Consider the following 21,280-nt stretch of genomic DNA (forward strand, 5'->3'; position numbering starts at 1 on the left):
GGGCGCCGGGCGCCGCGCGGCGGATGCGTCACGTCAACTGCCGCGGAGGAACGAGGGCCTCGGCCTCAGCGGAGGGCCTCGGCCTCAGCGGGGCGGCAGCTCTCCCTCCCCGGTCTCCAGCCAGTCGCGTTCGGCGTCGGTGAGCCGGTGCGCGGCGGCCGCCAGCGAGTCGCGGACCTCCTCGGGCAGCCGGGGGCCGATGAGCGCGACGACCGGGAAGGGCTGGGACAGGGTCCAGGCCAGGGCGATGCCGGTGGCGGAGAGGCCCGTGCGCTCCGCCAGCAGACGGGTGCGGTGCAGCCGGGCGGCGTTGGCCTCGCTGTACCAGCTCTCCGCGAGCGGACCGGTACGCAGCTCGTCGGGGTCGGCCAAGGCGTGTGCGCCGCGGCCCTGGCTCGCCCAGGGGTACAGCCTGACGTTCCCCTCGGACAGCCACGCCCGCCAGGCCGGGGTGCGGGAGGTCTCGGTGCCCGGGTAGATGGGGTGGACCATGTCGATGAGGCTGTACTGGTTGCTGATGCCGGTGGGCAGCGGCAGTCCGTGCTCGCGGGCGTAGGCGGCGGCCTCGGTGACGCGCTCCAGGGTCCAGTTGGACATCCCGTACCCCTGGATGAGGCCGCGGTTCATGAGGTCGGTGAGGACGGTGACGAACTCTCCGACGGGGACGTCGGTGTTGTCGCGGTGCAGCATGTAGAGCGCGGCGCTGTCGCGGCCCATGCGCTCGAAGCTCTCGCCGAGCTGGCCCTCGACACGGTCGGGGAGGCACTCGGGGGTGTGCGCGCCCTTGGCCAGCACCCAGACGTCCTTCTCGACGCCGCGCGACTGGGCCCAGGCCCCGAAGGTGCGTTCGCAGCAGCCGGGTCCGTAGGCGTGGCCGTAGAGCCAGGCGGTGTCGAAGGCCCGTCCACCGCCCTCCCAGTAGGCGTCGAAGACGGGGAACCCGCGTTCGTTCTGGCCGAAGGCGGAGGTACCGAGGAGCAGCGGGGGCCCGTCGGGGCCGGGCGGCGGTGCGGGGCTGGGCTGGGGTACGGGGGGCATGTCGGCTCTCCTGGTCGGTGTCGGGAACGGGAGGGACGGGCCCCGCCCGCCGGCGGTACGCGGCCGGCGTGCGGGGCCCTGGTGCCGGGCGGTGCTCCGGGGCGCGTCAGCTCGCGACGGCCTTGCGGACCTCTTCGGCGACGTGGTCCAGGTGGCCCTCCACCAGTCCCGGGTGCGAGGGCAGGGCCAGCAGTTCCTGCGACAGCCGCTCGGCGACCGGCAGGGACACCCCGTGGTACTCGGCGAACGCGGGCTGCTTGTGCAGCGGGTACGGGTAGCGCAGCAGCACCGGGACGCCCCGCGAGCGCAGGTGGGCCGCGATGTCCGCAGCGCTGCGGCGTCCGTCCCCCGGAACCACGCGCACCGCGTACTTCCAGTACGCGTGAGTGGTGCCGGGCGGCTCCACCGGCAGCTCCAAGCCCTCGACGCCGGCCAGCCGCTCGGAGAGGTACGCCGCGTTGCGACGGCGGGCTTCGACCAGGTCGCCGAGGCGCTTGTGCTGGGCGAGGCCGACGGCCGCCTGGACGGACGTGAGGCGGTAGTTGTAGCCGACCTCGTGCGCCCAGATCATCCCCGGGCTGCCGGAGACGGGCCCCTCACCGTGGCTCCGCAGCCGGCGCACTCGCTCCGCGTAGACCGGGTTGTCGGTGAGCACGGCGCCTCCCTCGCCGCCCGAGGTGATCACCTTCTGTTCGAAGAGGCTGACGCAGGCGAGATCCCCGAAGCCGCCGATGGGCCGGCCGCCGATCTCGGTGCCGAGCGCCTGCGCGGCGTCCTCGATGACCGGCACGCCCGCCTCGGCGGCCACAGCGGTCAGAGCGGCCATGTCGGCGGCTATGCCGTTGATGTGGACCACGACGATGGCTTTGGTGCGCTCCCCGATCAGGGACTTCACCGAGTCCGGGTCCAGGCAGTGGGTGTCCGGCGTGACGTCGGCGAAAACCGGGCGGGCGCCGAGGTACGTCACCGGGCTGGCGGAGCCGATGAAGGTGTGGGTGGGCACGATGACCTCGTCGCCCGGGCCGACGTCGAGGGCGTGCAGCGCCAGGTGCACGGCCGCCGTGCCGGTGGACACCGCGACCGCGTGCTCGACTCCCTGGCCGGCCGCCAGCGCCGCCTCGAACTCCTCGACCGTGCTGTTCCCCTGCCCCACCAGGCGGTTGGAGCGCAGCGCCGCCACCGCCGCCTCGATGTCGTCGTCCGTCAGCTGGGGCCACCGCGGCAATTCCTGGAAAGAGCTCAACAGTTCGTACCTTTCGACTCGATGGTGTGTTCGTGGACTCTTCGGCGCACGTCTCCGCTCCCGGGAGCGGAGACGTGCGGTCCGGGCCCCGGCGTGCGCACGTGTCCGGGGTTCAGCGCAGTCCGAGCGCCGCTGTCACGGTGCCGAACAGCGAGGTGTTGTCCTGGACTCCGCGCACCCGGTCCGCGAGCGGCCCGCGGGCGGCGACCGGGACCGGAACCCCGGTGTGCTCCTGCGTCTCTCCGGGCAGGGCGGTGCCGTAGCCGAGCTGCATCACGCCGCCCTCGTCGGTGACGAGCGTGGCGGACAGCCCCGCCGGGCGGGCGTCGTGGGGCAGTATCTGGGTCGCGTGGCCGTGGTCGGCGGTCACGATCACGAGGGTGCGGGGGTGCCGTTCGGCGTGGTCGAGGGCGGCCGCGACGGCCCGGTCGAACGCCAGGGTCTCCCCGAGCTGGCCGCACGGGTCGGCCTCGTGCGCCCTGTCGTCGATCGACGCGCCCTCGACCTGGAGGAAGAAGCCCCTGCCCGGGGCTCCCCGGTGGTGGGCACGGGCCGTCAGCAGGTCCAGCGCGGCCCGGGTGGACTCGGCCAGGTCGGGCGTTCCCGCAGGCCGGCCGGGGTTGCGGGTGGCGCACCGCTGGGGCGCGGTCCCGCCGGGCGCGGCCGGGGGGCCGGTCCACTCCACGGGCACGTACTCGGGTGCGAACAGCCCGAGCACCGGTCGGCCGGGGCGGGCCGCCGCCAGCTGGGTGCGGTCGCGCACCACCTGGTAGCCGGCGGCGCGGGCCTGCTGCGTGACCGTACGGCCGCGGAACGGGCCGTCCGTGACGGTCTGCGCGAAGTGGTCGGCCCCGCCGCCGAGCAGGACATCGGGCCGGGCGGCGACCGTCTGCTCCGCGATGGAGCCCTCACCGCCTCCGGCCCGGGTGTCCGCCGGGCAGGCGGCCATGTCCGCCGGTCCCTTGCAGGACCGGTCCGTGACGTGCGCCGTCAGCGCGGCGGGCGTGGCGTCGGCGACCGATGCCGTGGTGACGCTGCCCGTCGCATAGCCCCGGTCGCGGGCCAGTTCCAGCAGGGTGGGCATCGGGCGGTCGGTGTCATGGGACTTCGAGACCCGTCCGTTCACCGTGCGCCGGCCCGTCGCCCAGGCCGTGGCGCCCGCCGCGGAGTCGGTGACGTAGACCGGCCTGCCCCGCTCGTCGACCGCGTACGTGGTGCGCCTGCCGGACGCGTCCAGGGTGTCCATGGCCAGTCTGCCGGCCGCCCCGACGGAGTAGTTGCGTGCGGCGGTGATCTCCGCGTCGCCCATGCCGTCACCGATCAGCAGGATGACGCTCCGCGCCGGGGCCGGCCCGGACCTCTCGGTCGCGGTGGAGGCGGCGGGTGCGGTGACCAGGACCAGCAGGGCGGAGCCCAGGACGGCGCCGCGGCGCCAGGGCAGCCGTCCGTACGCGAACCTCATCGGGCCGCTCCCGCGACCAGTGCGGCGGGGGCGCCGTGCGGTGCCGGGTCCAGCTCGACGCGGGTGCCGGTTCGGGCGGCGCGGCCCGCCGCCGCCGCCACGCGCTGGGCCCGCAGGGCCTCCTGTCCGGTGCAGGGACTGGGCGCCCCCTCGGTCACCGTACGGACGAAGGCGAGGACTTCCCGCCGGTAGGCGGCCTCGAAGCGGTCGGTGAAGTCCTGGTACGCGGGCTGCGCCCCGGGACCGGGCGGGCAGCCCGTGCCGTCCTGGCCGAGCAGTCGCAGCGGCGTCCGCGCGTCGAGCCCGACGGAGAGGGAGCCCTTGGTCCCCAAGACCTCGACCCGGTGGTCGTATCCGTGCGGATCGAGCCGGGAGGCGGACAGGACGGCGCGGGCGCCGTCGGCCAGGGTGAGCACCGCGGTCGCCACGTCGTACCCGGAGCCGGCGAGCAGGCGTGCCCCGTCGGCCTGCACGGCGACCGTGGGCTGCCCGGTCAGCCAGTGCACGGCGTCGATGTCGTGGATGAGGCAGTCCGTGAAGATGTCGCCCGCCGTCTCCTCGTAGGCGTCGGCCGGCGGACGGTGGTCGAAGGCCGTGCAGCGCACCAGCAGGACGCGGCCCAGCTCGCCCGCGGCGATCAGCTCGCGCAGCCGCTGGTACTCGGGGTCGCAGCGGCGCTGGAACCCGACGTGCAGCCGTGTGTGCGCGAGTGCCTCGACCAGTTCGGCGGCCTCGGTCTCGTCGGCGGTCAGAGGTTTCTCGCAGAACACCGGGAGTCCGGCCCGCGCCGCCGCCAGCAGCGGGGCCCGGCGCTGGGTCGCCGGGGTGGCCACGACGATCGCGTCCGCCTTCGTGACGGTGTCGGCGAGTTCCCGCTCCACGGTCACCTGGGCCTTCGTGCCGGCCGCAAGCTCCTGGGCCAGCCGGTGCGCCCCGTCGGGGTCGACGTCGTGCACCACCAGATCGGGTGGGTCGGGCAGTTCGAGCAGTGTGCGCGCGTGCAGTCGGCCCATACGGCCGGCTCCAACGATTCCCACTCTCATCGAGGGTCTCCGTAGTGTTGTGCGCGGTGAGGCGCGCGGGGCCTTCAACCGAGGACGACGGCCCATCGGGGGTCGGTCACGTCCACCCCGGACGAGTCGAGCTTGGCGCGCAGTTCGTCGCGGAGCCCGGCCATGTCGACCATGGACCGGCGCAGGTTCGCGGCGAGGCGGGTGCCGCGGGTCCGGTAGCTCGCGGGGACGTCCGCCCTCCTGTTGAACTCCTCCAGCAGCAGCGCGTCGACGTGCGCGGCCCAGGGCAGTTCGTTGATGCCGGCCGCGATCTCGCTGGGCCGCAGCCGGTGCCAGTACGAGATGCCGCCCGCGTGGACCAGTTGGGGGGCGAAGACCTTGGTGCCGGGGAAGCTGTGGAAGTGGGCGATGCGCAGCCCCGCCGCCAACGCCATCAGCTGGTAGAACATCAGGCCGTCGAAGACGACGCGGATCACTTCGTTGCCGTTCTGGAGGTGGTGGTAGCGCTCGTGGCTGCGCACTTCCCGGCCGTCGTCGAGCACGTCGACCAGGCCGCCCTGCGGAAACGGCAGGCGCGGTCCCTCCAGGGCCACCACCCGGGCCAGGGCCCTCTCGTGATGCGGTTCGATGAGCCGCACCATCGCGCCGTCGATCTCCTTCTCCGGGCCGGGAGCGGTGTAGGAGTACGCGGCGGGTGTGACGGTGCCGCCGATGGCGCGCTCGATGTCGGGGCGCACCCGCGGGTCGAGGGCCAGGAACGGGGGCGCGGCCAACGGGATCGGACCGTAGCTGAGCGGACCGCTGACGGCGACGCCCGGCTCCAACCCGTCCATGCAGCGCTCGAACCAGTCGGTTTCCGTGACGAAGCAGTCGACGTCGACGATGCCGAACGGCCGGTCCAGGTTGCGCACCAGGAGCTCGAAGATCTCGTGGCTGCCGACCTGCTCCGTCATGTCGAAGACGGGCCTGCCACCGCTCATCCGGTCGCGGAGCTCGGCCTCCTCCTTGCTCAGTCCGGAGCAGATGAACACGCAGTTCAACCGCTCGGGGGTGAAGCGCAGGAAGTGGTGGAGGACGTGCAGCAGCCCGGACGAGAAGAAGCAGAACCACGGGGGGCGGTCCGCCGGAAGTCCGTCGAGGAACTCCCGGAACGGCTGGTCCAGGTGGTGCAGGGGTTCGTCGGGGCGTACGTCGCCCGAAGGTTTCCGGGTCGGGGAGGTCATCACCATGCTGGGGCCACTTCCTTGCTAGCCGCGATGTCTCGGTGGTCGTCGGCGCGCCGTCGGGCAGGCCGCGATGCGCGTCCCGCGGGGGCGGGCGCCGGCACGCGGGCGGCGCGGCGGGGCACGCCGCACCGCCCTTCGCCGTACGGGGGGAAGCCGGCCCGGGTTCAGACGGTGTCCCAGTACTCCCCGAGCCGGAAGGGCAGGCCGTAGGAGATCGACTTCCTGTCGTTGGGTTCGTAGGAGGACCGGGGCAGCGTGCGGAAATCCATGCTGACCCGGCTGGTCTCGGTGTCGTTGACGACGTTCCCGTGCCAGGAGTTCGCGCCGTCGAACACGATGACCTCGCCGTACTCGGCGTGCACCGGCTCCTCGTCGATCCACAGGGTGTTGTTGCCGTACGCCCTGGTCAGCGGCACCCAGTAGTTGACCTCGCTGGGGTCGTGCCCGAAGTCCCGGTCGCGGTGCCAGGACCCCACGGCGACGGAGTTGCGCAGGTGGACCCGGAAGGTGGGTATCCGCTGGATGTAGACGGCGTCGACCTCGTCACCGAGCAGCCGGTGCACCAGCGTGCGGTAGACGGGCGAGATGACGTCGACGTTGTCGTAGAAGCGCCGGTGGTACGGCGTGCTCTGGTCGGTTTCCCGGGTGGCGACCCGGTCGCTGGCCGCCAGGCCCTCCAGGTCTTCCTCGCCCATCACTTCCCGGACGAGGTCGGCGAGCGGAACCTCGGTCACGTCGTAACGCAGTCGTGTGTACTTCGCCATGGGCTCTCCTCACACCAGCATGCGGCCGCGCAGCCGAGTGCACTGCCGGTACCATCCGCCGACCAGTCGGTCGATGACCGGGTCGCCCGTCTCCCCGTCGCTGACCTCGTGGGACCGCCCGCCCACCCGCATCGCCAGCCGACGTGCGGCGAGCCGCAGCGGTACGGCGGGGATGGTGAGGCGTTCGAGGTGGTTGCCCAGCCGCTCGGCCGGGCTGAGGTCGAAGAACTCGCGGTGCCAGCGCAGTTCGTTGTGCCGCCAGTCCTTGAGGCCGTTGAAGCCGCGGCCGTCGTTGTGGTGCATGACGTCCTGGAGGTCCTGGACCATCACGCGCTTGCCCGCGGCGCGCACCAGGGTGGCGAGGATGACGCCGAGGCCCTCGAAGCCGCGGTAGTGCCCCTCGGGGAAGCGGATGTTCTCGATGGTCCAGCGGTTCACGCACAGGATGACGTCGTCCACGGCCTCGACCTCGTAGCGGTCGGAGCCGTAGTCGTGCACCTTGTCGTAGTCGGTGACCCGGCCGCGCCTGGTCTCCCTCTCGTTCCACCAGGCCAGCGAGACGGTGTCGGATCCGCCGACCGAGCCGAGCATGCCCACGGAGTCGTCCTCGAAGACGGACTGCGCCACCTCGGCGGGGTTCTTCCGCAACTCGACGTCGTCGTGGAGCATCACCAGGCCGGTGATGTCCGAGTTCGCGGCCGCCTGGTCGAACATGGCGTTGTAGGCGGAGAACAGCGAACGCTGGTTGCGCATGGTGAACACCGGGCTGCCCGGTGCCCGGACGCGCTCGATGCCCGGCAGACACGTGCGCTCGAACAGGGTGCCGGGGCCGACGCAGACGCCGTAGCCAATCACGTGTGACAACCTCCCTAGCCGTAACGGAGTTGAGTGGTCGCTCTCAGAACTGGTACGTCTCCAGGGCGCCGGTGCGCCGCACGTCGAGGGTCGCGCAGTGGAAGCCGCCCCCGAGGGTGCGCGAGTGGGTCAGCTGGAGGGGCAGCACGTTCATGCCGTGCTTCTCCAGAAGCCGGATCAGCGCGGTCTGCCGGCGGTCGACCACGGCCAGGTCGGGCCGCACCACCAGCAGGTTCATCCCGATCCACACCGAGCAGTGCGGCTTGTCGCCGGTGAAGCCGATGTCCACGAGCTCGGGGCAGGTGATGTTCTCCCAGGACCGCAGGAAGTCGGGCATGTTCTCGTCGTTCACCCGTGAGGGGTTGGTCAGGACGAGGCCGGGCCGCAGGGGCACGATGGTGGAGTCGACGTGGGTGGAGGCGTACAGCTTGCGGCAGGGGTGGACGGTGTAGGTGTCGCCGACCGCCGACTGGAGCCACTTGGCGCCCAGTTCGTTGCCGCTGTCCGACACCAGGTAGAGCAGGTCGGTGCCGAAGCGCAGCACGTTGGCGGCGTCGAACACCGGCTCCTCGTCGGTGAGGCGCTCGCCGGCCGGGGCCTGCGGGGCGTAGGAGTCGTCGGTCAGCCGCGGCTTGGGCGCGGACAGCCAGCGGGATCCGCTGGCGAAGTACTCCAGCAGGAGGTCCTTGTAGGCGAGCGACTCCAGGAAGCGGGACCGGAGGGCCATCGGTGTCTCGATGATGGTCTGCCCCACCGACAGCAGGCCGTCGCGCGGGCAGTAGTCGTGGAACCCGTCCGTCTCCCAGTCGGGGGTCTTGATCAGGGCTGAGTGGTCGCGAGGGCCGGGGCGCCGGACGGTGACTCCGAGCTTGGTCAACTCCGCCGCGAGTACGTGGAGTTCCTCTTCGGTCTCCTTGAGCACACGGTCCGGGTAGGCACCCGAGGGGATCTGCTCCTGGCTCTCGTAGTCCCCCGCGTACTCCACCGCGAAGACGCTTCGGTCCGCGGTGGGAACCCGGGCGCCCACCGCCGTGCCGACGATGACCTCCTCCAGCGGGTCCCATTCGTTGTGGACGCTTACAAGGCTCATGACTCTCCTCCATCAGGTGGGGCATGACGACGGCCGGGACGGTGGGGACCACGGCGGCGGCCCCGTCCTTCGCCGGGCGGGCACGGACGGAAGCGCGGACCGGAGCCGGTGCGGTCCGCCGCGAAGGCTCGACTCGGCAGTGCTCGGCGTACAGGGGCGGGTGCGGACACACGCGTGCACCGGACTGAGCCGGGCGGGTACTCGAGGGGGTGCTGCGGATCCGCTGGACGCGGGGGATCACGACGGGCGGGAGGCGAAGGGTGAACCCGGTGGTCCACCGGTCGCCTGCTCTCCCGTACTCATCGCAGGCTAGCAGCGCCGCTTCGCTCGGGCATATGTCCACCGCGGCGGCCCACGGCCGCCGGCGGACGCCGGATGCGTTCGACTGCGTGTGATCGGCAGTCGAACGCATCGGAGGTGCGGCGGGGGGCGGGCCGCTCGGCGGCCCGCCCCCCGCTTCCGTGCTTCAGGGCTTCAGTGCTTCAGGAGTTCAGGGCTTCGCCAGCGCTTCGGCCACGGCGATCTGGGAGGGGGCGATCGCCGTCAGCCCGTCCTCGATGTCCCACAGGGTGTTCTGCAGGAGCCGGGCCAGGGTCCACCCGGCCGCCCTCCCGCGGTCCAGCTCCAGCGCTTCCGTCAGCAGGTCGAAGCGCCGCCGGACCACCCGCCGCGCGTCACCGGTGGCCTCGATCCGCTCCCAACCGGTGTCCAGGGCCGGCCACAGGTCGAACCCCGGGTCGCCGACCAGCGGCTCGGGGTCGATGGCCAGCCACGGTTCGCGCTCGGCGGCCAGCACGTTCTCGTAGTGCAGGTCCCAGTGCAGGACGCGGTCACCGGGCTCGCCCACCAGCTCGGCCACGGCCGACGCCCAGCCGCGCAACCGGCTACGGTCCTCCGGATCCGCCAACGAGTCGACAGCGGAGGGAACTTCCTCCACCATGGCGCCGGCGATCTCTCCCAGACCCCGCAGCCCCGGAGGTGCCGGAACGGAGTGCAGCCGGTTCAGCAGCCCGGCGAGGACGCCCATGGCCTCGTCGTCGTCCTCGACCGACGCCAGCGTCCGCGAACCGTCCAGGCGTTCCAGCAGCATCGTGCTGCTCTCCTCGTCGTGGTCGAGCAGCCGCACCATGCCGTCCCCGCCCCAGGCTCGCAGGCCGATCAGCGCGGCCGTCGTCTCTTCCCGGGGCATCTGGAGTTTGAGCGCCGCCCGGGTGCCGTCAGCACGCAGCACCGGCACCACGAGGGAGGCCTCACCGGAGCGGACGCCGCCGTCCCTCTTCAGCTCCCAGCGGTCGACGCATCGCGCGACGAGAGCGGGAAGTCCGGCGATCCAGGCGCGCCCTTCCTCGCCACCGCTTCTGCTGTACGACTCGGCCAGGCCGTCCGGGACGTGGATGTGGTCCGACGAACTCATGGGAAATTTCCTTACACATGGGATGGGTCTGCCGCCGCGGCTGCGCCGACGCGCCCCTCGGAGCCCGTCGGCGAAGCCGCGGCGGCCTTGCGTGATGCAGTGGTTCACGTGCTTCGGGCACGGCGGCTTCGGGCGGCCTGAAGTGCCCGGCGGCTGCGCCGGGACGGCACCGCTCCCCCGTCGGGTGCACGGCCGACGCTCCTCAACTCCGTCGCGGGCGGGCGGCTCCCGCCGTCATCCGACATCGCTCAAGGACCGGCCCGCCGCCTCGTCGATGCCGGCCTGGTCCAGTTCCTCCGCCACCCGATGCCAGATGTCGGCACAGCCACGGGCCAGCTCGGCTATGACCTTGACGCAGTGCGGAGGGACGTTGCCCAGGAGGCGGTCCCAGTCCTGGTTGCGCACGGCCACCACGTTCAGCCAACGTAGCAGCGCCCGACCGTCCTCGGTGAGCCGCACGGACGGGTCCCGGCTGAGGTGGCGCAGCGCCACGGTGTGCGGCGCCCAACTCCCGTCGGCCCGGGAGACACGGGCCGGAGTCCGGGCGACGGCCGGCACTTCCTGTTGACGATCGCGTTCGGGCAGCGGGCTCTCACCACGGCTCAGCCGCTTGCGGACGTCGGAGGCGGTGCTCGGGGAGACGCCGGCCTGTGCGGCGATCTGACGCAGCGACGCCGAGGGGTTCTCCTGGAGCAGCCGGCTCGCCAGCTTCCGCCCCTCGGTGGGGTCCAGCGGCCGGGCCCGCCCGTCCCTCCCGATCCTCACGTTCGACTGCGGAACCCCGGCAGTCGAACAGGACCTGAGGGTCCCCACCGTCTTCGCCGACAGTCCGGTCGCCAGGCCGATGGCCCGGTCGGACCAGGACGGATGGGTCTCCAGGACACGGGTCGCCGCGGCCTTGCGGTCGTCGAGGGAGAGCGGCAGTCCGTGGGTGACGTTGGACTTCACCGCGAAGATGAACGCCTCTTCCTCTCCGCCTTCGAAATACCGCACGGCGATCTCGGTGGCTCCGCGCATTTTGGTGGCGCGCAGTCGGTGCATGCCGTCGATGACGCGCTTCGTGGTGGGCATGACCACGATAGCGGGCAATTCCGCTCCGGATGCGGCGAGCGTGCGGATGTGCTCGACATCCTCGCCGGCACTGCGCGGGGAATCGGAGGGAAGCAATGATTCGACCGGGACCATTGTCACGGCGGATAATTTGAGTTCACTTTCCTCGACCGCACCCGTCACCGCCGCCGACCTCTCACGGACTTGCTCGGGGCTGTTCCCTGAAATATGCTCCATTACACACCCTTCAATCACGGGCTTTCACGGCGATAAAGAGCAATGCTTTCGCACTTCGCGAATAGTAGCACCCGGACATCCGGGCAACGGCCAAGTAAAGCTGTCCGCATGACCGAAAAGCGACCTCGAAATAGGAGGGCCACCCCGCCCGGCCCATCCTCCAGGGCGGAGAGGACCGGAACGGCCCCCTCCAGCCAGCGCCTGCGCCCGATCACGCACCGCCTGTCAGCGATTTCATTCTGGCCATCAAAATAAACCGCAGTTTGATTGCCGAATACATGCAACTTGCAGCGCCCCTTACACGGATGCACAGGATCGCGCCACGGCGGCTGATTCTCTTCGATAACTGTTCGGAAGAACCACTCGCCCACGGCGGCCCGGCCCAAGACCACGCGAGGAGCACCACATGAAAGCGCTCGTACTGGCAGGCGGCACAGGAACCCGCCTCAGGCCCATCACCCACACGTCTGCGAAACAATTGGTTCCGGTCGCCAATAAACCTGTCCTTTTCTATGGGCTGGAGGCCATAGCTGCCGCCGGGATCATCGACGTCGGCATCGTCGTGGGCGACACCGCCGACGAAATCGTCGCCGCGGTGGGAGATGGTTCGAGATTCGGACTGAAAGTGAGCTACATTCCGCAGTCGAAACCTCTGGGGCTCGCGCACTGCGTACTGATTTCTCGCGATTTCCTGGGCGAGGACGACTTCATCATGTATCTCGGCGACAATTTTGTGGTGGGCGGCGTCGAGGACTCGGTGAGGGAATTCCGGGCCGCCCGGCCGGACGCGCACCTGATGCTCACCCGGGTGCCCGAGCCCCGGTCCTTCGGCGTGGCCGAGCTGAGCGACTCGGGGCAGGTGCTCGGCCTGGAGGAGAAGCCGGCCCACCCCAAGAGCGACCTCGCTCTGGTCGGCGTCTACCTCTTCTCACCCGCGATCCACGAGGCCGTGGCGGCGATCACGCCCTCGTGGCGCGGGGAACTGGAGATCACCGACGCCGTCCAGTGGCTGATCGACGCCGGCCGGGACGTGCGCTCCACCGTGATCTCCGGCTACTGGAAGGACACCGGCAATGTGACCGACATGCTGGAGGTGAACCGCCTCGTGCTGGAGACGACCGAGCCGCGCTGTGACGGCCTGGTGGACGAACGGAGCGATCTCATCGGCCGGGTCCTGGTCGAGGAGGGCGCCGAGGTGCGCAACTCCCGGGTGATGGGCCCGACCGTGATCGGCGCCGGCACCCGCGTCACCAACTCCTATGTGGGACCTTTCACTTCCCTCGCCGAGGACTGTGTCGTCGAGGACAGCGAGGTCGAGTTCTCCATCGTGCTGCGCGGTGCGTCGATCTCCGGGGTGCGTCGCATCGAGGCCTCACTCATCGGCAGGCACGTCCAGGTGACCTCCGCGCCCGAGGTGCCTCACGCACACCGGCTCGTGCTCGGCGACCACAGCAGGGCGCAGATCTCCTCCTGACACCGCCGAACCCCCACCTGACACCACCGGTCCCCCTCCCGTCGAACCGATCCGATCCCTCCCGACAAGAAGCGGAGCCTGTTGCCTTGACCACCCATCTGCTCGTCACCGGCGCGGCCGGTTTCATCGGTTCCCAGTACGTCCGCACCCTGCTCGGCCCCGGCGGGCCGCCCGACGTGGTGGTGACCGCACTGGACGCCCTCACCTACGCGGGCAACCCGGACAACCTGGCCGCCGTCCGCGGACATCCCCGGTACCGCTTCGAGCGGGGCGACATCTGCGACGCCGCCCTGGTCGACCGGGTGATGGCGGGACAGGACCAGGTCGTCCACCTCGCCGCCGAATCCCATGTGGACCGCTCCCTGCTCGACGCGTCGGTCTTCGTGCGGACCAATGTGCACGGCACCCAGACCCTGTTGGACGCGGCGACCCGGCACGGGGTCGCGTCCTTCGTACAGGTGTCGACCGACGAGGTCTACGGCTCCCTGGAGCACGGGTCCTGGACCGAGGACGAGCCCCTGCGGCCCAACAGCCCCTACTCCGCGTCCAAGGCCTCCGGCGACCTGCTCGCCCTGGCCCATCATGTCAGCCACGGTCTGGACGTACGGGTGACCCGCTGCTCCAACAACTACGGGCCCCGCCAGTTCCCGGAGAAGCTGATCCCCCGGTTCATCACCCTGCTGATGGACGGGCACCGGGTGCCGCTGTACGGGGACGGGCTGAACGTGCGGGAATGGCTGCACGTCGACGACCACGTGAGGGGGATCGAGGCGGTCCGCACCCGCGGCCGGGCGGGCCGGGTGTACAACATCGGCGGCGGCGCCACGCTGAGCAACAAGGAGTTGGTGGGGCTGCTGCTCGAAGCCGCCGGCGCCGACTGGGGCAGCGTGGAGTACGTCGAGGACCGCAAGGGACACGACCGGCGCTACGCCGTGGACTCCACGCGCATCCAGCGGGAGCTCGGCTTCGCTCCGGCCGTCGACCTGGCCGACGGGCTGGCCGCCACCGTCGCCTGGTACCACAAGCACCGTTCCTGGTGGGAGCCGCTGGTCCCGGCCGGCTCGCTACCCGCCTGAACCGGGCGCCCCCGCCCCGCCCGCCGTCCGGCACGCACCCCCCGGAGACCCACATCATGTCCCCGTACCCTCGCCCGCGTTGGCTCGTCACCGGTGCGTCCGGCATGCTGGGGCGCGAGCTCACCCCCCTGCTGGACCGCCGGGGTGCCGCCGTGACCGCGCTCGGTCGCGGCCACCTGGACATCACGGACGGCGCCGCCGTGCGTTCCGCCGTGGCGGAGCACCGGCCGGCGGTGGTGGTCAACTGCGCGGCGTGGACCGCGGTCGACGAGGCCGAGTCGGAGCCGGCCCTGGCCATGGCGGTGAACGGGGAGGGCCCGCGCCATCTCGCGCAGGCGTGCCGCGCCGTGGGGGCCGTGCTGCTCCAGCTGTCCACCGACTACGTGTTCCCCGGCTCGGGCGGACGGCCCTACCGGGAGGACCACCCGACCGGTCCGCGCACGGTGTACGGCTGCACCAAGCGGGCCGGGGAGCGCGCGGTGCTGGAGGTCCTCCCGGACACCGGCTACATCGTCCGTACGGCTTGGCTGTACGGAGCGGGCGGCCCCAACTTCGTGGCGAAGATGATCCGGCTGGAGGCGGAGCAGGACACCGTGCTGGTCGTGGACGACCAGCACGGCCAGCCGACCTGGACCGCCGACCTCGCGGACCGGCTGGCGGCCCTGGGGGCGGCGGCGCTGGCGGGAACGGCCCCGGCCGGGATCTACCACGCGACCAACACGGGCGGGACCACCTGGAACGCGCTGGCGCGGGAGACCTTCCGCCTGCTCGGCGCCGACCCGGCACGGGTCCGGCCCACCACCAGTCTGGCGCTGGCCCGGCCTGCCGTACGGCCCCGGTACAGCGTGCTGGACCAGTCCCGCTGGAAGGCGGCCGGACTCGAACCGCTGCGGCACTGGCGGGCCGCGCTGACGGAGTCGTTCCCCGCACTCTGCGGAGCGGCCGGCCGGCCGGTGCCCGGGCCGCGCTGAGCGCGCCCGGCCGCTCCGCGCCCCCGCGCGCTCAGCCCGTGCCCCGCTCGCACAGCGAGCGGCGGAAGGCCAGGCACTCCTCGTAGTCCGGCAGCAGGCCGCGCCGCTCCATCTCCGCGATGCCCGGCGCCTGCCGGTCCTTCTCGGAGAGCACCGGTTCGATGCCGTCGGGCCAGGCGATGCCGAGGTCCGGGTCGAGGGGGTGCACCCCGTGCTCCCGGCCGGCGGCATACCCCTGCGAGGTGAGGTAGACGACGACGGCGTCGTCGGTGAGGGCCATGAAGGAGTGACCGAGCCCGGCCTCGACGTAGAGACTGCGGTGCGGGTCGTCCAGCCGGACGGCCTCCCAGGCCCGGTAGGTGGGCGAGCCCGTCCGGATGTCCACCACCACGTCCAGCACCGCCCCGCTGAGGCACGTGACGTACTTGGCCTGGCTGGGCGGGAGCTGCGCGAAGTGCACCCCGCGCAGCACCCCGCGCCGCGAGACGGACCGGTTGACCTGGGCGACCCCGGGGTCGTAGCCGAGCGCACCGCGCAGCGACCGGGCGCTGTACAGCTCCTGGAACTCGCCTCGGTCGTCGGCGAACGCACGGGTTTCCGACAGCCAGGCCCCTTGCACACTGAGCGGGCGCACGGACGCCCCCTTTCTTCTCCGGGAATCGTGCGTACGGACGGATCAGAACCGGTACGTCTCCAGGGCCCCGGTTCTCCGGATGTCGAGCGTGACGCCGTGGAAACCGCCGCCGAGCATCCGGGCATGGGTGAGCTTCAGCGGCAGCACGTCCACGCCGTGCCGCTCCAGTACCCGCATCAGCTCCCGGTGGCGGCTGTCCACGACGACCAGCCCCGGCCTGACCACCAGCAGGCTCATCCCGATCCAGGTCGAGCAGTGCGGCACGTCCCCCGCGTAGCCGAGGCCGGCCAGGGCGGGGCACTCGATCCGCTGCCAGGTGCGCAGCACGCCGGGAAGGTTGTCGTCGGTCACCCTGGCCGGGTTCACCAGGACCAGGCCGGGCCGCAGCGGGACGAGGGTGGAGTCGATGTGGGTGGAGGAGTACAGACCGCGGCACGGGTGGACGGTATAGGCCGCCCCCAGGGCCGATTGGAGCCACCGGGCCCCGAGTTCATTGCCGCTGTCGGACACCAGATACAGGAGATCGGTGCCCAGCCGCAGCACGTTGGCCGCGTCGAACACCGGCTCCAGGTCGCGCAGTCGCTCGCCGGACGGCGCGGACGGATCGTACATCCCCTCCGCCAGCCGGGGTTTGGGCGCCGAGATCCACCGGCTGCCGGCGGCGAGGTACTCCACCAGCAGTTCCTTGTACGCCAGCGACTCCAGGAACCGTGCGCGCAGGGCCATGGGGGCCTCGATGACGGTGTCGCCCACGACGAGCAGTCCGTCCCGGGGGCAGAGGTCGCCGTAGCCGTCGCTCTCCCAGTCGGGGGTGCGCACCGGGGCGGCGCTGTCGCGGGCCCCGGGTCTGCGGACCGTCACCCCCAGGCCGCGCAACTCCTCGCACAGCTCCTCCAGTTCGTCCTCGGTCTCCTTGAGCGCCCGGTCGGGGTAGGGGCCCGTGGGAACCTCCTGCCAACGCCCCGGCCCGGCGTACTCGGCGTACTCGACCGCCAGCAGGCTCCGGTCGGGGACCGGCACACGGGCGCCGAGCGCGGTGCCGACGACGACCTCCTCCAACGGGTCCCACTCGTTGTGGACCCCGACGAGGCTCATGACGCGCCTCTCGGCTCCGGCAGATACCGCGTCAGTCGCTCCCACATGGCGTCGTCGTCGGCGTCCCCCGTGTGGGGTCCGGTGAACCGCGTCGCGTACTCGGCGATCTCGGCCAGGTGCCAGCGGAGTTCGTAGAACCGCAGGAACTCGGGGCGGCTCCTCGGGGCAGTGCCGAAGACGCGCTGGAGGGCGGCCCAGTCCCGCTCCGGCGGAGCCCACATCGCCCCGCCCCAGTCGATGATGTCGACGCCCTTCGTGAACAGGACGTTGGCGAGGCTGGGGTCGCCGTGCGTCAGCGCCGGACGTTCACCGCGCCAGCGGGCAGCGCACTCGCCGGCGACACGGGTGGCCTCCTCCCGCAGCTCGGCCAGGAACCCCTGGCAGCGGTCCACCCGCTCGGCCAGCAGGCCGGCGTAGGGTCCGCCCGCCGCGGCATCGCCGTTCAGTGCGGCCTGCACCGCCTTGTCGAGATCGTTCTCGAAGGGGAACCGGAAGTCCTCGGTGGGCACGTCGACGGGCCGGGAGGCGGGCGGCTCGAACGCGTGCACCTCGCCCAACCGGGCGATGAGCAGGTCGATTTGTTCCTGGGTCGGAGGGGCGGGCGGGGTGGTGGCGCTCTCCACGTAGGGGAAGACGACGACGGGGAAGTCCGCTATCCGGTGCACCACCCGGCCGTTCCGCCCGGGGAGGGGGGCGAGCACGTAGCCCTTCCCGCTCTCGCTCAGCAGCAGCGACACTTCGTAGGCCCCGGGAAAGTGGCCGTCCAGATCGCGCCGGACGCTGATCCACAGCGGTCCGCAACGGTACGACCAACTGTCCTCGCCGAGCGGGAAGAACTCCAGACCAGGTAATTCCTGGTCGCTCGGAAAATGATCCCGGAAGTTTTCTTCAACGAGCCGGATGATGCTCCGGCGTTCCACGAGCCTATTCTCCAAGAGCATGCCAGAGGCTAACACCTTGAGCCTTCGAAGGGATTATCCGGAAGTCGCTCGGTTCCCGGCCGGACACGCGTGGAGAACCCTCGGACAACAGCCCGCGGATATGGTGGAGCGATGACGGACAATGACAGTGATGTGCGCCTTGCGCACCGACTGGCGGAAATAGCCGACACGTTGGCGTGGGAGTTCTTCGGAGGCGCTCCGGCCGTACGGCACAAGAGCGACGGCAGCCCGGTCAGCGAAGCCGACCTCGCCGTGGAGAAGGCCCTGTTGGCCGTGCTGGCGGCGGAGCGCCCCGGCGACGCGGTGCTGACCGAGGAGAGCGGCTCGCTCGGGACGCGGTCCTCCCGGCGCCGTTGGATCCTGGACCCCATCGACGGCACGATCCCCTTTCTGGCCGGGGAGCGCGGCTGGGGCACCCATGTGGCGCTGGAGGTCGACGAGGAGCTGCGTACGGCCGTGCTGAGCCGGCCCACCGAGCGGTCCAGGTGGTGGGCGGTGCGGGGGCGGGGCGCGTTCACCTCCGTGCGGGGCGAGCCGCTGTCGGCGGCCCGCCCGCTCCGCATCCCGTCGGCCCCCCTGCCGTTGGAGGCGGCGCGGGTGGGCGGGTTCCTGATGCCGGACTCCCCCGTCGAGCCGGTGCGCGACCGGATGCGCTGGGTCGAGTCGTCGGTGTGTCTGGTCGGGGATCTGCTGGAGGGCCGGGTCGATGCGGTGATCGACGAGGGCGGCCATGTGTGGGACCGGGCTCCGGCCGCCCTGCTGGTGCACGAGGCCGGCGGGCGCGTCGACGACCTGCGCGGGGGCGGCAGGCTGGACGAGCGCTGGCTGGTGTACGCGGCGGACGGTGTCGCGGACGGACTGGCCGGGTTGCTGCGCGACGTGGGTGCCTGACGCCCTCCGGAGCCGTGGCCGCGGAGGCCCGGGGTCGGCTCTCAGGACACCGCCTCGCCCTTGACCGCCCGGCGGAAGGCGTCGGCCGCGCGGTCGATCTCGGCGGCGGAGGAGTCGGCGTGCACGCCGAACCCGGGGCCGAGGTAGTCGTCGGACACCCCGGTGGCGAGGGCGATGGAACGGCCGAGGACATCGTCGGTGCGAGGCAGCGTTCCGGGTTCGAAGGAAGCGGAGGGACGGCCGCCGGGGGCCCGGAACGGCACCGTGGAGCGGTCGCCCCGGCCGAACGCGGCCAGTGCCGGAAGCCCCCCGTAGTAGTGCGTCGGCGAGTCCAGGAGTACGCGTGTCCCGAGCCGGCGGGCGACGTCGAGGGCGTGGGCGGCGTCCTCGAAGACGTACACCGCGACCGTGCCGCACTCCCCCTCGGCGTCGTGCAGGGTCCTGCGGCGCACGCCGGGCAGTTCGCCGATCGCTGCGACCAGCCGGTGTTTGACGCCGCGGATGCGGTCGAGGATCAGGTCGAGCTTGCCGAGCTGCGCGAGCGCCACGGCGGCGTTCAGTTCGCCGAGCCCCAGGTTCATGCCGAGCAGCGGGTCGCCCTCGCCCCGGTCCTGGCGGTAGGGGAACCAGCCCTGGTCGTGGAAGGAGTAGGCCCGCTGGAAGACCAGCGGGTCGTCGCAGAGCACGAACCCGCCCTGCAGCGAGGTGATCATCTTGTAGTGGTTGAGGGAGAAGGTCCCCGCGCTGCCCAGGGTGCCCAGGGGCCGGCCCCGGTAGCTGCCGCCGGCGCTCTGCGCGCAGTCCTCCAGCAGATGGAGCCCGTGCTCGTCGGCGACGGCGCGCAGCGCGGTCATGTCGGCGGGCGCGCCCAGCATGTGCACGGGCATGACCGCCCGGGTCCGGGGGGTGATCCTGGCCCGTACGTCGGCCGGGTCCAGGGTGAGGGAGTCGTCGACCTCCGCGAGGACCACGTCCGCCCCGCAGTGCAGGACCGCCGCGATGGAGGCGACGAACATGTATCCGGGCACGATGACCTCGTCACCGGGTCCTATGCCGAGGCCCACGAGCGCCGCGACCAGGGCCGACGTCCCGCTGTTGACGCCGAGGCAGTGGGCGGCGCCGAAGCGGTCGGCCGCGGCCTGCTCGAAGCGGCGCACCCACTCCCCCTCGCCGGGGTCGTCGAACGCCTCGCGGCTCTCGGCCCAGCGGTCGAGCACGGCCATGACGTTGGCGCGCTCCTCGTCACCGAAGAAGCGGTATCCCGGTCCCGGCACGGTGGTTCCTCCATAGGTCGTGGGGCGGCCCGCGAGGGCCGGGGCGCCGGCCGCCGTCAGGCGCCGGGAAGCAGTCCGGCCAGGCGGCGGGAGAGCGCGATGGTGGTCAGGGAGGGGTTGGCCGCGCCGAGGCGGGGGAAGACAGCCGGGCCCGCGGCGTGAAGACCGGGCAGCGCGGTGAAGGCGTGCCGGGTGTCGAGCAGCCGCCCGAGCGGCAGGCTGCCCCCTTCGTGGTCCTCGGTCCCCAGCAGGCTCGACCAGGTCTCGGGCCGGCCGGCGGACTGGCTCCGGGTGCGGTCGGGCAGCACCCGGGTGTTGTCGCGTTCGGTGTCGCCGTATCCGGTGAACTCCAGCGGCGCGGAGGGCTCCCCCAGCTCACGGGCGGTCGCGGCCCAGAAGTCCCGCAGCAGATCGCGCTGCCCGCTGATCATCTTGTGGTCCTCGGGCAGCAGTCCGGTACGGACGGAGGCCCGCGGGAACGGCTCGTCGGACGGCTCGCACTCCACCACGCTCCCCTCGTTGGGGAGCTGCTCGCCGGTGACCCTGACGTCCAGCAGCGCCCGGCCCGGACCGTCGTCGTGCACGTCCACGCGCAGGTAGGAACGGAGCACCGGATCGGTCGGCAGGTGGTAGGAGCCGGGCGGGGGCAAGCGGTCCGCCGGCAGCCGGACCACGAAGCCCTGCACGATGTGGTCGGCGAGGCCGCCGAGCCGGGGGCTGGGCAGGGCGCCGGCGTCGGTGAGGGCGAGCGCGGCCAGCCGGGTGCTCTCCACGGTGCCCGCGCTCAGCACGACCGTGTGGGCCGCGATCCTGGACACGTCGCCGTCGCCGAGGCGCACCAGGACGCCGCGGGCCCGGCCGCCGCGTACGTCGACGGCGAGCACCTCGGTGTCGCAGTGGACCCGGACCCCGGCGGGCGGGGTGACGTCGCCGTCGGGGCCGCGCCAGGCGTCCAGCGCGGTGTACGCCTCCCAGCGGTCGGTGCCGGGCCGCCGCCGGCAGGCACGGGGCAGCGCGCGGAACTCCTGGCCCCCGATGGAGGTCCGGGCCGGCTGCGCCGGGTCCCAGAGCCCGCCGCCGCTCCAGTCGGTCAACTGCTCGGTGACCCGGTCGTACCACGAGGGCGCGCCGCCGACGCCGGTCGTGAGCTCGGCGACGATCTCGGCGGGCCACCCGGGGGGATGCAGCGCCCAGTCCTCCAACGGCAGCACCACCCCGTGCCAGTACAGGGAGCGGCCGCCCAGTCTGCGTCGCAGCCCGGAGATTCCGGTGTAGTGCGGGGGCGCCCCGGACCGCCAGGGCCGGTGGAAGTACGGGTCCCGCTCCGGCGCGAACACGATCTCGGTCGCGGCCGCCTGCGGGTGCGCCAGGTGAATGTGCGCCAGGTCGCCGCCGGGACCCGCCTCCAGCAGCACCACGTCCTCGGCTCCCTGTTCGGCCAGCGCGGTGGCGAGTTCCACGCCCGCGAGCCCACCGCCGACGATCACGGTCCCGGCCTCCCTCGGGAGGGGTCCGGAAGGCCCGGAGGCGGC

19 protein-coding genes are annotated in these 21,280 nt (G+C 72.1%); 4 read left to right on the plus strand and 15 right to left on the minus strand.

The genetic code is table 11. The annotated features are described in order from the left end of the window. Nucleotides 1-84: 84 nt before the first annotated feature. The 10 genes from DTB53_RS05965 to DTB53_RS06010 all read right to left on the minus strand — a co-directional run bounded on the left by DTB53_RS05965 (nt 85) and on the right by DTB53_RS06010 (nt 11,176). A complete protein-coding gene (locus tag DTB53_RS05965; RefSeq protein ID WP_012381624.1) occupies nt 85-1,038 on the minus strand; it encodes an aldo/keto reductase in 954 nt (317 codons plus the stop codon). Between the two features lie 106 nt (nt 1,039-1,144). After that, nucleotides 1,145-2,281, minus strand: coding sequence for a DegT/DnrJ/EryC1/StrS family aminotransferase (locus DTB53_RS05970; protein ID WP_012381623.1), 1,137 nt, complete (start codon nt 2,279-2,281; stop codon nt 1,145-1,147). Nucleotides 2,282-2,393: 112 nt separating this feature from the next. Then, nucleotides 2,394-3,743, minus strand: a complete 1,350-nt coding sequence (locus DTB53_RS05975; RefSeq protein WP_003970245.1) for an alkaline phosphatase family protein — start codon at nt 3,741-3,743, stop codon at nt 2,394-2,396. Further along, nucleotides 3,740-4,786, minus strand: coding sequence for a Gfo/Idh/MocA family protein (locus DTB53_RS05980; protein WP_012381622.1), 1,047 nt, complete (start codon nt 4,784-4,786; stop codon nt 3,740-3,742). Before DTB53_RS05980 ends, DTB53_RS05975 begins: the two co-directional genes overlap by 4 nt. A 44-nt stretch (nt 4,787-4,830) precedes the next feature. Continuing rightward, complete coding sequence (gene strH, locus DTB53_RS05985) at nt 4,831-5,985, minus strand: dTDP-dihydrostreptose--streptidine-6-phosphate dihydrostreptosyltransferase (RefSeq protein WP_012381621.1); 1,155 nt, start codon at nt 5,983-5,985, stop codon at nt 4,831-4,833. Between the two features lie 161 nt (nt 5,986-6,146). Further along, nucleotides 6,147-6,746 (minus strand): streptomycin biosynthesis protein StrG, encoded by a 600-nt coding sequence (locus tag DTB53_RS05990; RefSeq protein WP_003970242.1) that lies wholly within the window; start codon nt 6,744-6,746, stop codon nt 6,147-6,149. 9 nt (nt 6,747-6,755) lie between these two features. Next, entirely contained in the window at nt 6,756-7,601 is an 846-nt protein-coding gene (locus DTB53_RS05995) for a glycosyltransferase (RefSeq protein ID WP_003970241.1), read from the minus strand. A gap of 43 nt (nt 7,602-7,644) precedes the next feature. Then, entirely contained in the window at nt 7,645-8,691 is a 1,047-nt protein-coding gene (locus DTB53_RS06000) for an inosamine-phosphate amidinotransferase (protein ID WP_012381620.1), read from the minus strand. A 490-nt stretch (nt 8,692-9,181) separates the two neighbouring features. Then, nucleotides 9,182-10,105 (minus strand): aminoglycoside O-phosphotransferase APH(6)-Ia, encoded by a 924-nt coding sequence (locus DTB53_RS06005; protein ID WP_003970239.1) that lies wholly within the window; start codon nt 10,103-10,105, stop codon nt 9,182-9,184. Between the two features lie 234 nt (nt 10,106-10,339). After that, nucleotides 10,340-11,176 carry a ParB/RepB/Spo0J family partition protein gene (locus DTB53_RS06010; RefSeq protein ID WP_443732284.1) on the minus strand — a complete coding sequence of 279 codons (837 nt, stop codon included), beginning with the start codon at nt 11,174-11,176 and terminating at the stop codon, nt 10,340-10,342. Between the two features lie 622 nt (nt 11,177-11,798). Here DTB53_RS06010 and DTB53_RS06015 point away from each other — a divergent pair. The 3 genes from DTB53_RS06015 to rfbD all read left to right on the plus strand — a co-directional run bounded on the left by DTB53_RS06015 (nt 11,799) and on the right by rfbD (nt 14,913). After that, complete coding sequence (locus tag DTB53_RS06015; protein ID WP_012381618.1) at nt 11,799-12,866, plus strand: glucose-1-phosphate thymidylyltransferase; 1,068 nt, start codon at nt 11,799-11,801, stop codon at nt 12,864-12,866. A gap of 86 nt (nt 12,867-12,952) precedes the next feature. Further along, on the plus strand, nt 12,953-13,942 hold the full coding sequence (gene rfbB / locus DTB53_RS06020) for a dTDP-glucose 4,6-dehydratase (protein WP_003970236.1): 990 nt from the start codon (nt 12,953-12,955) through the stop codon (nt 13,940-13,942). A 56-nt stretch (nt 13,943-13,998) separates the two neighbouring features. Continuing rightward, the gene (gene rfbD / locus DTB53_RS06025; RefSeq protein ID WP_012381617.1) at nt 13,999-14,913 is read left to right on the plus strand and encodes a dTDP-4-dehydrorhamnose reductase; all 915 of its coding nucleotides are present in this window, start codon (nt 13,999-14,001) and stop codon (nt 14,911-14,913) included. A gap of 31 nt (nt 14,914-14,944) precedes the next feature. Here the strand turns inward: rfbD and DTB53_RS06030 are convergent, their stop codons facing one another. From DTB53_RS06030 to DTB53_RS06040, 3 genes are read right to left on the minus strand one after another with little or no spacing between them, the layout of a single operon-like run. After that, nucleotides 14,945-15,547: a dTDP-4-dehydrorhamnose 3,5-epimerase family protein gene (locus DTB53_RS06030; RefSeq protein ID WP_003970234.1), complete on the minus strand. Its 603-nt coding sequence runs from the start codon at nt 15,545-15,547 to the stop codon at nt 14,945-14,947. 42 nt (nt 15,548-15,589) lie between these two features. After that, nucleotides 15,590-16,642, minus strand: coding sequence for a hypothetical protein (locus DTB53_RS06035; protein WP_003970233.1), 1,053 nt, complete (start codon nt 16,640-16,642; stop codon nt 15,590-15,592). Further along, nucleotides 16,639-17,562, minus strand: a complete 924-nt coding sequence (locus DTB53_RS06040) for a phosphotransferase (protein ID WP_012381616.1) — start codon at nt 17,560-17,562, stop codon at nt 16,639-16,641. Before DTB53_RS06040 ends, DTB53_RS06035 begins: the two co-directional genes overlap by 4 nt. A gap of 132 nt (nt 17,563-17,694) precedes the next feature. Between DTB53_RS06040 and DTB53_RS06045 the strand changes: the two genes are divergently transcribed. Then, nucleotides 17,695-18,474, plus strand: a complete 780-nt coding sequence (locus DTB53_RS06045) for an inositol monophosphatase family protein (RefSeq protein ID WP_003970231.1) — start codon at nt 17,695-17,697, stop codon at nt 18,472-18,474. 41 nt (nt 18,475-18,515) lie between these two features. Here DTB53_RS06045 and DTB53_RS06050 read toward each other — a convergent pair whose 3' ends face one another. Next, nucleotides 18,516-19,748 carry a DegT/DnrJ/EryC1/StrS aminotransferase family protein gene (locus DTB53_RS06050; protein ID WP_012381615.1) on the minus strand — a complete coding sequence of 411 codons (1,233 nt, stop codon included), beginning with the start codon at nt 19,746-19,748 and terminating at the stop codon, nt 18,516-18,518. 56 nt (nt 19,749-19,804) lie between these two features. After that, on the minus strand, nt 19,805-21,235 hold the full coding sequence (locus tag DTB53_RS06055; protein ID WP_106431725.1) for a GMC family oxidoreductase: 1,431 nt from the start codon (nt 21,233-21,235) through the stop codon (nt 19,805-19,807). Nucleotides 21,236-21,280: the final 45 nt, after the last annotated feature.

Source organism: Streptomyces griseus, assembly GCF_900460065.1.
GTDB lineage: Bacteria > Actinomycetota > Actinomycetes > Streptomycetales > Streptomycetaceae > Streptomyces > Streptomyces griseus.